The sequence below is a fragment of the Streptomyces sp. rh34 genome (assembly GCF_002551245.1).
GTDB lineage: Bacteria > Actinomycetota > Actinomycetes > Streptomycetales > Streptomycetaceae > Streptomyces.
Genome location: NZ_NTGZ01000267.1, coordinates 1 through 9994, shown reverse-complemented (window position 1 = coordinate 9994; position 9994 = coordinate 1). Strand labels below are relative to the sequence as shown.

General features: G+C 72.6%; 3 protein-coding genes. 2 read left to right on the top strand and 1 reads right to left on the bottom strand.

All coding sequences use genetic code 11. The annotated features are described in order from the left end of the window. Positions 1–662 (top strand): B12-binding domain-containing protein (locus CR470_RS31635; protein WP_179892439.1); only part of this gene is annotated, 662 nt, incomplete at its 5' end. Positions 663–721: 59 nt separating this feature from the next. Here the strand turns inward: CR470_RS31635 and CR470_RS31630 are convergent. Next, positions 722–1930 (bottom strand): cysteine desulfurase-like protein, encoded by a 1209-nt coding sequence (locus CR470_RS31630; RefSeq protein WP_097870908.1) that lies wholly within the window; start codon positions 1928–1930, stop codon positions 722–724. Between the two features lie 924 nt (positions 1931–2854). Here CR470_RS31630 and CR470_RS31625 point away from each other — a divergent pair. Continuing rightward, on the top strand, positions 2855–9994 hold a 7140-nt coding region (locus CR470_RS31625), incomplete at its 3' end, for a type I polyketide synthase (RefSeq protein WP_097870907.1).

Sequence of the window (9994 nt, the reverse complement as noted above, 5' to 3'; positions counted from 1 at the left end):
CCTCCCGGGTCGCCGGGGCGGTCGCGCGCGGCAGTGCCCGCCGGGAGTGCCGCGGCCTGGCCCGGGCGGCGCTCCGGCTGGACGCACCGGCCATGGAGGAACTGCTCACGGACGTACTCGACCGGTACGGGATGCCGGCCGCTTGGGACGAGGTGATGGTGCCGGCGCTGCACGCGGTGGGCCGCAAGTGGGAGACGGCGGGGGAGCGGTACATCGAGGTCGAGCACCTGCTGTCCTGGCACGTCTCCGGCGCGCTGCGCGGTGTCCCGGCCGCGCGGCCCCCCGCCCCCGGCGCGGGCCTGTCCCTGTTGGCCTGCGCGCCCGGTGAGACCCACACGCTGGCCCTGGAGGCACTCGCCGCGACCCTCACCCAACACGCTCTGCCGGTCCGTATGTTCGGCGCCGCCCTGCCCGTCGAGGCGCTGGAGGAGGCGGTCCGGCGCACCGGACCCGACGCGGTGGTGCTCTGGGCGCAGTCGCACGGCACGGCGAGCCGTTCGCTCGCGTCCCGGGTGGAGGCGGTCGAGTGGGGTGTACGGGGCGCGCGCAGGCGGCCTGTCGTCTTCACCGCCGGACCCGGCTGGGCCGGGCGGCAGCCCCCGGGAACCCGGCACCCGTCCAAGCTCGCCGACGCGGTGGACGCGCTGAGGGCTGTCCTGTGACCGGGGCAGCCCTCGACCACACCCGGTGCGCGGTGCCCGGGTGCGGCCGCCCCCGCCGTTCACCGTAGCCAGTCCGACAGCCCCGTCAGCAGGCGCTCCACGTCGTCCGTGTCGTTGTACGCGCTGAGCCCGACGCGCAGGCCGCCGCTGTCGCCGAGCCCCAGGTGGCGGGAGGCCTCCAGGGCGTAGAACGAGCCGGCGGGCGCGTGTACCCCGGAGCGGGCGAGGGAGCGGTAGGCGTCCGCCGCGTCCCGGCCGTCGAAGGTGAGCAGCAGGGTGGGGGTGCGTTCGGCGGCACGGGAGTGGACCGTCACCCCGCCCAGTTCGCCCACCGCCTTCTCGATGCTCTCGCGCAGCTCCGTCTCGTGTGCCTCGATCGCCGCGTACGCCGACCGCAGCCGCATCCGGCGCCCGCCCGCCGCGTCGGCGCCGGAGCCCAGGCCCGCGAGGAAGTCCACCGCCGCGCTGGTCCCCGCCATCGACTCGTAGGGGAGGGTGCCGAGTTCGAAGCGCTCCGGCACGGCGTCGGTGGAGGGCGCCAGCTTGTCCGGGCGGAGGGTGCCGAGCAGTTCGGGGCTGGCGGCGAGCACCCCGTGATGGGGCCCAAAGAACTTGTACGGGGAGCAGACGAAGAAGTCCGCCCCGAGCCGCTTCACGTCCACCGGGTGGTGGGCCGTCAGATGGACCCCGTCCACGTACAGCAGCGCGCCGGCCCGGTGGGCGAGTTCGGCGATGGCCGGAATGTCGGGCCGGGTGCCGATGAGGTTGGAGGCACCGGTCACCGCGACCAGCCGGGTCCGTCCGGTGATCTGCGCGCCGACGGCCTCGGTCGGCAGCTCGCCGGTCGACGGGTCGAAGTCGGCCCACCGCACCACCGCCCCCGCCCGCTCGGCCGCGTGCACCCACGGCCGGATGTTGGCATCGTGGTCCAGACGGCTGACCACCACCTCGTCCCCCGGGCTCCAGGCCCTGGAGAGGGTGCGCGAGAAGTCGTACGTGAGCTGGGTGGCGCTGCGGCCGTGGACGATCCCGCCCGGGTCCGCGCCCAGCAGGTCCGCCATCGCCTGCCGGAACCCGCGGACGGTCTCCTCCGCGTTCACCTCCCCGGGCAGGGCGTCGCCCCGGATCGACAGGGGCCCGCTCATCACCTCGCCGATCGCGGCGATGACGGTGGCCGGGGTCTGGGTGCCGCCGGGCCCGTCGAAGTGCGCGGTACCGGACCGCAGGGCGGGAAACTGCGCGCGCACCGCGCCGACGTCGTACGACAAGGGGGCTCCTCGATTCGCTGATGTGCTGCCGGATCTCGCTGTGATCATCGCAGGGCGGTGTCCTCCGGTGGAAGGAGTGGGCTTCGAGGCCTCGGGGGCGCTTCCGGGGGTGCTGGTTCCACGCGGGCGCACCGCTCCCGGCCAGAATGCGCGCCCGGGCGTGGGGCAGGGTCTCCGGGCGCACCGAATTGCGCCGTCCTTAAGCATCGCGATGATCCTACGAAAGAATTGCTCGCACAAATGAACCTCGCCTCGGTTGTGCGATCCTCCTCGTATTCCCGTCATGGATAAATGCGCCGGACCATTTCTGTGAGTCGCTCGCGATTAAAGCTGTGGGAACGGGAAATAGATGATCTGGGCTGATGGGATCGGGGGCATCAGTTCACGCCGCGGTCGAACCTCATCGGGGCCGGGTGTCTAAAAATAGCCGGTGCGTGGCCATGGCTGCCGCCCGGGTTTCCTGTCGCTTCCACGGGTATCTTGACCTGCCCTGATGCGGTGCGATGGCATCTCTCCCCGTCGCTGTCACTTGTGGAGGGTCACGGATGGAAGAGCGCGAGCACTCCGCCGATGGCGGAATTCGTTCGGCCGGCCTCTCGGTCGGACGGAAGGGGCGTGCGAGTAATTCTCCGGCCCCGTTCCTTCGCGCCGTCACCCTCCCCGTTCTCCTTCTCACGGCCGTATCCGCGGGTGTGGCCGGATTGTGGTCGCGGGGGGAGCGGGGGTGGGTCGGCTCGCTTTTCCTGGCCGGGGCCATCGCCCGTCCGTCCCTCCGGGAACGGCTGATTCCCTCTCACTCTCCTTCGGGGCGCCGGCGAGATCCTCGCCGCCCTCACGCATCCCTGGCGACGTCGACCGGCACGGGACCTCCGGCCGGAATGACCGCCGCCCCCTGACGCTCCACCACGACTTGAGGAGTTCGACATGGCCGACGCGAACAACCGGGCGTTACGGAACAAGGTGGCGATCATCGGGATGGGCTGCCGCCTGCCCGGCGGCGCCTCGGACCACCGCACGTACTGGCGCAATCTGGTGGAGGGCAGGGACTGCATCACGCCCACACCGCCCGACCGGTACGACGTCAGCACGCTCGGCAGCCGGTTCCGCGACAAACCCGGGCGCCTCGTCGGCGGACGCGGTGGATACATCGACGGCTTCGACGAATTCGACCCCGCGTTCTTCGGCATCAGCCCTCGTGAGGCCGACCACATGGACCCGCAGCAGCGAAAGCTTCTCGAAGTGGCCTGGGAGGCACTGGAGGACGGTGGCCAGCGGCCCGCCGACCTCGCCGGCGGCAACGTCGCCGTCTACGTCGGCGCGTTCACCCTGGACTACAAGATCCTGCAGTTCGCCGACCTGGGCTTCACCTCGCTGGCCGCCCACACCGCGACCGGCACCATGATGACGATGGTCTCGAACCGCATCTCGTACTGCTTCGACTTCCGAGGCCCCAGCCTCTCCATCGACACCGCCTGCAGCTCCTCCCTGGTCGCCGTCCACCTGGCGTGCCAGGCGCTGAACAACGGCGAGAGCGACCTCGCGCTGGCCGGCGGCACCCTGCTGCACATGGCCCCGCAGTACACCGTCGCGGAGACGAAGGGCGGGTTCCTGTCGCCCGAGGGCCGCTCCCGTACGTTCGACGCCGCCGCCGACGGCTACGTACGGGCCGAGGGCGTCGGCCTGGTCGCGCTGAAGCGGCTGGACGACGCCGTACGGGACGGGGACCGGATCCACGCCGTGATCCTCGGCAGCGGCGTCAACCAGGACGGCCACACCAACGGCATCACCGTGCCCAACCCCGACGCGCAGGTCGACCTCATCCGCCAGGTCTGCGCCGAGGCAGGCATCACCCCCGGGGCGCTCCAGTACATGGAGGCGCACGGCACCTCGACCCCGGTCGGCGACCCGATCGAGGCGAACGCCCTGGCCCGCGCGCTGGCCATCGGACGGGCCCCCGGCGCCCGCGCCTACGTCGGCTCGGTCAAGACGAACATCGGCCACACCGAATCCGCCGCCGGGATCGCAGGGCTGATCAAGACCGTCCTGAGCATCAAGCACCGGACGATCCCGCCCCACATCAACCTGGAGAACCTCAACCCCGCCATCGACCCGGCGACCCTGCCCTACGAGATCCCCACCCGGCCCACCACATGGCCCGAACACGAAGGGCCCGCCCGCGCCGGGGTCAACAGCTTCGGCTTCGGCGGCACCAACGCCCATGTCGTCCTGGAGGAGGCCCCGGTGCCCCTGGCGGACAGCCGCCCCGCCGCGCCCGCCGGGCGACGCTGGAGCATCCTGCCCCTCAGCGCCCGCGACCCCGGCGCGCTGGCGGAGATGGCGGCCGGGATCCGGGGCGAGCTGGCGGGCGACAACGGCCCGGCCGTGGCCCTCGACGACCTCGGACACACCCTGGCCCACCGCCGCCAGCACCTCCCCGAGCGGCTGTCCGTCGCCTACACCTCGCGCGCCTCCCTCGACGAGGCCCTGGCCGCCCACGCGCGCGGCGAGACCCACCCCCGGGTCGTCCCCGGCCGCGCCCGGGACGCCGCCGACCGGCGACTGGTCCAGGTCTTCACCGGCATGGGCCCCCAGTGGTGGGGCATGGGCCGCCAACTGCTGGAGGAGGAACCGGTCTTCCGCGACGCCGTCGCCGCGTGCGACCGGGCGCTGCGGGAGTTCGCCGACTGGTCCCTGATCGAGGAGATGACCGCCGACGAGTCCGTCTCCCGGATGGGGGAGACCTGGCTCGCCCAGCCTGCGAACTTCGCCGTCCAGGTCGCCCTGGCGGCCCTGTGGCGGTCCCACGGAGTGCGCCCGGACGCCGTGGTCGGCCACAGCACCGGTGAGATCGCCGCCTTCCACGCGGCCGGCGTCTACTCCCTGAGGGACGCGGCCAGGATCGTCGTGCACCGCAGCCGCCTCCAGCAGACGCTGGCCGGCACCGGCGCCATGCTCGCCGTCAGCCTCTCGGAGGACGAGGCGGAGCGCCGGGTACGCCCCTACAGCGACCGGGTCTCCATCGCCGCCGTCAACAGCCCCACCGCCATCACGCTGGCCGGGGACGAGACCGCGCTGACCCTGCTGGCCGAGGAGCTGCGGGCCGAGCAGCAGTTCGCGAAGTTCCTCACCGTCGAAGTGCCCTACCACAGCGTCGCCATGGAGCGGATCAAGGACGAACTGCTCGCGGCACTGGAGCCGTTGGAGCCGCGCCCGGCCCAGGTGCCGCTGTATCTCACGGGTGTCGAGGGAACCGCCCGGGGCGAGGCACTGGACGCCGCGTACTGGTGGAAGAACGTTCGCGAGCGGGTGCGCTTCCGTTCCGCGGTCGACCGCATCGCCGACGACGGCCATCAGGTGTTCCTGGAGATCGGCCCGCACCCGGTCCTCGGCCACGCGATCCGTGAATGCTTCGACGCGGGCGGGACGACCGGACTCACCCTGCCCTCGATCCGCCGCCGGGAGAACGAGAGCGAGCGCTTCGCGGCCTCCCTCGGCTCGCTCCACAACCTGGGCGTTCCCATCGACTGGGACCTGCTCCAGCCGGCCGGGCGGCCCGTCACCCTGCCCCGCCACCCCTTCCGGCGCGACCGCCACTGGACCGAACCCCGGCCGGTCGCCCAGGTCCGCCTGGGCCACCGCGACCATCCCCTCCTGGGCCGCCGCACCGACCGTACGGAGCCCACCTGGCAGGCCCGACTGGACACCGAGGACCTGCCGTACCTCGCCGACCACCGTATCCAGGACACCGTGGTCTTCCCCGCCGCCGGCTATCTGGAAATGGCCGCCCAGGCCGTCCTGCGGCTCACCGGCGGCACCACCGCCGTCCTCGCCGACGTTGATCTGCGCAAGGCCCTCTTCCTGCCCGACGGCGAGGACCGGACCGTGGAGGTGTCGCTCTCCCTGGAGAACGCCGCCTTCACCATCGCCTCCCCGACCGGGGACGACGGGGAACGGGCCGTCCACGCCGCCGGGATCGTCCGCACCGGGCAACGCCGCCGCACCACCCAGCCGCTCGACGCCCCCGCCATCCGGGCCAGGACCCTCCGACGCCTCGAAGGCCCCGACTGCTACACGGCGCTGGCCGCCCTCGGCTACCACTACGGCCCCGCCTTCCGGGCCATCGAGGAGGTCTGGATCGGCGCCGGAGAGGTCCTCGCCCGGATCCGCCCGCCCCGGGCGATCGGCGACGACGCCGCCGGCCACCACCTCCACCCCGTCCTCCTCGACGCCTGCTTCCAGACTCTGCTGACTCCGCTGATCCTGGACGGGGCCGAACCGGACACCGGGATCAGGCTGCCGCTCTCCCTGGACGAGGTCGCGCTCGAACCCATCGGCGACCAGCCGTTCTGGGCCCACGCCACCCTGCTCCCCGGCGACGCCGACACCACTCTCGGGAACATCGCCCTGTACGCCGACGACGGAGCGCCGCTCGGCCGCGTCCTCGGCTTCCGCGCCGCCGACGTGGAGAAGGCGGCCACCGCCGTCGCCCGGACCACGATCGACTCCTGGCTCGCCGAACCCGTATGGACCGACTGCCCGCCGCTGCCCGCCGAGGACGCCCGCGCCCTACCGCCGGACGTCGACGACGGTGATGTCAACGACGCTGATGTGAGCGACGGCGATGTGAGCGACGGTGACGTACGCGGCGAGCCGACGGGAACCGTCGCCGATCGCCGGCCTGCACCCGCGACAGCGGCCCGCTACCACGACTGGCTGGTCCTCGCCGACGCCGGGGGTGTCGCGGACGCCTTCGCGGCCCTGGCCGCCGCCCGGGGCGAACGCTGCCGCCTGGTGCGCCGGGGTGCGGCCTACACCGCGTCCGGCGACGGAGCCACGTATACCGTCGACCCCGGATCCGACGCGGATCTGCGCCGCCTCCTCGCCGACCTGGACCGCGACGGGGGCCCCTTCCGGGGGCCCGTCCTGCACCTGTGGAACCTCGACGCGCCCGCCCTCGCCGCGTGCGACCGGACCTCCCTCCACGACCACACCGGCGCGGGCGCCTACTCACTGATCGCCCTCGCCCGGCTGCTTCTCGCCCGGGGCGCCGCAGGACGCCTGCACATCGTCACCCGAGGCGCCCAGCCCGCCCTGCCCGGCGAGGGGCCCGAACCCCTCGGCGCACCCGCCTGGGGCATCGGCCGCGTGCTGCGGCACCAGGAACTGATCGAACACCCCGGCAAACTCATCGACCTCGACCCCCGGCGGCAGCCGGGCCCCGACGGCGACCGGGCCGAGGCCGAAGCGCTTCTCCGCGAAGTCCTCAGCGACGACGAGGAGGAGATCGCCCTGCGCGACGGCGGCCGCCGCACCAGCCGCCTCCGCCCCGCCGAGGGCCTGACCCGGCCACTGCCGCTGCGACTGCGGGCGGATGGAAGCTATCTGGTCACCGGCGCGTTCGGCGCGCTCGGCCGACTGCTGTGCCGCACCCTCGTACGCCGCGGGGCCCGCCGGATCATCCTGGTCGGGCGCACCCCCGTCCCGGCCCGGGAGAAGTGGTCCGGCACCGACCCCGTCACCACCGAGGGCCGGGCCGTGGCCCTGCTCCGCGAGCTGGAGGCGCTCGGCGCACAGCCCGTCCTCGCCACCCTCGACGTCACCGACGAGGACGCCCTGGCCGGCTGGCTCGACGCCCACCGGCACAGCGGAGCACCCCCCGTACGCGGGGTGTTCCACCTCGCGGGACAGGTCCGCGACACGCTCGTCGCCGATCTGGACCGGGCCGCCTTCGACGCGGTCCACGACCCCAAGACCGTCGGCGCCCACCACCTGCACCGGCACCTGCGGGACGAACCCCTCGAACACTTCGTGCTCTTCGCCTCGATCGCCTCCCTGCTGACCACGGCCGGCCAGACCAACTACGCCGCGGGCAACGCCTTCCTGGACGCCCTCGCCCACCACCGCCGCGCCCAGGGTCTGCCCGCGCTCAGCCTGGACTGGGGCCCCTGGGCCACCGGAATGATCGAGGAACTCGGTCTGGTAGACCACTATCTGCACAGCCGCGGCATGAGTTCGCTCTCCCCGGAGGCCGGCATGGCCGTCCTCGAACGGGTCATCGGCCAGGACCACGCCCAACTGGTCGTCGCCACCGTCGTCGACTGGCCCGTCTTCCTCGCCTGGTACCCGACCCCGCCGCCGCTGGTCACCGCCCTCGCGGCAGCCGCCGCCCCGCCGGCGGACGCCGCCTCGGGCAACGGATTCCTCGACACCTTCCGCGCCGCCGACGAGGAGACCCGCCGCGCCCTGGTCGCCGAGCGGTTCACCGCGCTCGCCGCCACCGTGCTGCGCACCGGCGCGGACCGGATCGACCCCGCCACCGGACTCGGCGAACTCGGGCTCGACTCGCTCCTCGCCATGGAGCTACGGGCCAGGATCCACGCCGAACTCGGCGTCGCCCTGCCCGTGGTCGCCCTGCTCAGCGGCACCCCGGCCGGGGAACTCGCCGCCCAGCTCCACGACGGCCTCACCGCACTGGCCTCTGCCGACACCCCCGACGGGGCCCAGGGAGCGGTGGAGCTCCACAGGGACGAACGGCAGTACCCGCTGACGCAGAACCAGAAGGCGCTCTGGTTCCTCAAGCACCTCAACCCCGACGGCTACGCCTACAACATTGGCGGAGCGGTCGAGGTGAACGTCACGCTCGAACCGGACCTGATGTTCGAGGCCGTCCGCCGACTCATCGCCCGGCACCCCGCGCTCCGCACCAACTTCCTCCTGGTGGACGGGCAGGCCGTGCAGCGGGTCTCCGAGGACGCCGCGACGGACCTCGCCCTCTTCGACGTCCGGGGCGAGGACTGGGAGTCCATCCACGCGACGATCGTCCAGGAGTACCGCAAGCCCTACGACCTCGCCCACGACCCACTGATCCGCTTCCGGCTCTTCCAACGGGGCCCGGACCGATGGATCATCATGAAGGCCGTCCACCACATCGTCTCCGACGCCATCTCCACCTTCACCTTCATCGATGAACTGCTGGCCGTCTACGAGGCGTTGCGCCGCAACCAGGAACCTCAGCTCCCACCGATCGAGGCCCGCTACCTCGACTTCCTCAACCAGCAGAACGCCTTCCTCTCGGGGCCGGAAGCGGCGGGCATGCTCGACTACTGGCGGGCCCACCTGCCGGCCGAGGTCCCGCTCCTGGACCTGCCCGTCGACAAGCCGCGCCCGGCGGTCCAGACCCACAACGGGGCCTCCGAGTTCTTCGTCCTGGACGACGCCCTCAGCGCCCGTGTCCACGCTCTGGCCCGCGCCCACGGGGTCACCCCGTTCATGGTGCTGCTGAGCGCGTACTACCTCCTGCTGCACCGCTACTCCGGGCAGGACCACATCGTCGTCGGCAGCCCGGTGACCGGCCGCACCCGGCAGGACTTCGCCTCCGTCTACGGCTACTTCGTCAACCCGCTGCCCCTGCACGCCGACCTGTCCGAGGACCCGACCGTCGCCGAACTGCTGCAACAGGTCCGCCGGACCGTGCTCGGCGGCCTGGACAACCAGGAGTACCCCTTCGTCCTCCTCGTCGAGGAACTGGGCCTCCAGCACGACCCCAGCCGCTCCGCCGTCTTCCAGGCGATGTTCATCCTCCTCACCCACCAGGTGGCCACCGAGCAGTACGGCTACCGTCTGGAGTACATCGAACTACCGGAGGAAGAGGGACAGTTCGATATAACGCTGTCCGCCTACGAGGACGAGGCCGAAGGTCGCTTCCACTGCGTGCTCAAGTACAACACCGACCTCTTCCTCCCCGAGACCATGCGTCGCATGGCCGCCCACTACACCCGGCTCCTCGACCGGATGACCCGCGTGCCGGGCGAACAGCCGGCCTCCCGGCTGGAGATGCTCGGCGACCGGGAGCGGGAACGGCTCGTCGGGGAGTGGAGCCGCCCGGCCCTGCCGTCCGCCGGACCGAGGGAGGAGCCGTTCACCCCGATCCAGACGCTGATCGGCCGCATCGCCGCCGAGCACCCCGCGGCCGTCGCCGTGACGCTGCCCACCGCGCACGGCGCGGCGCGGAGGCTGACCTACGCGGAGCTGGACCGGCGGGCGGACGACACCGCCGCCCGGCTG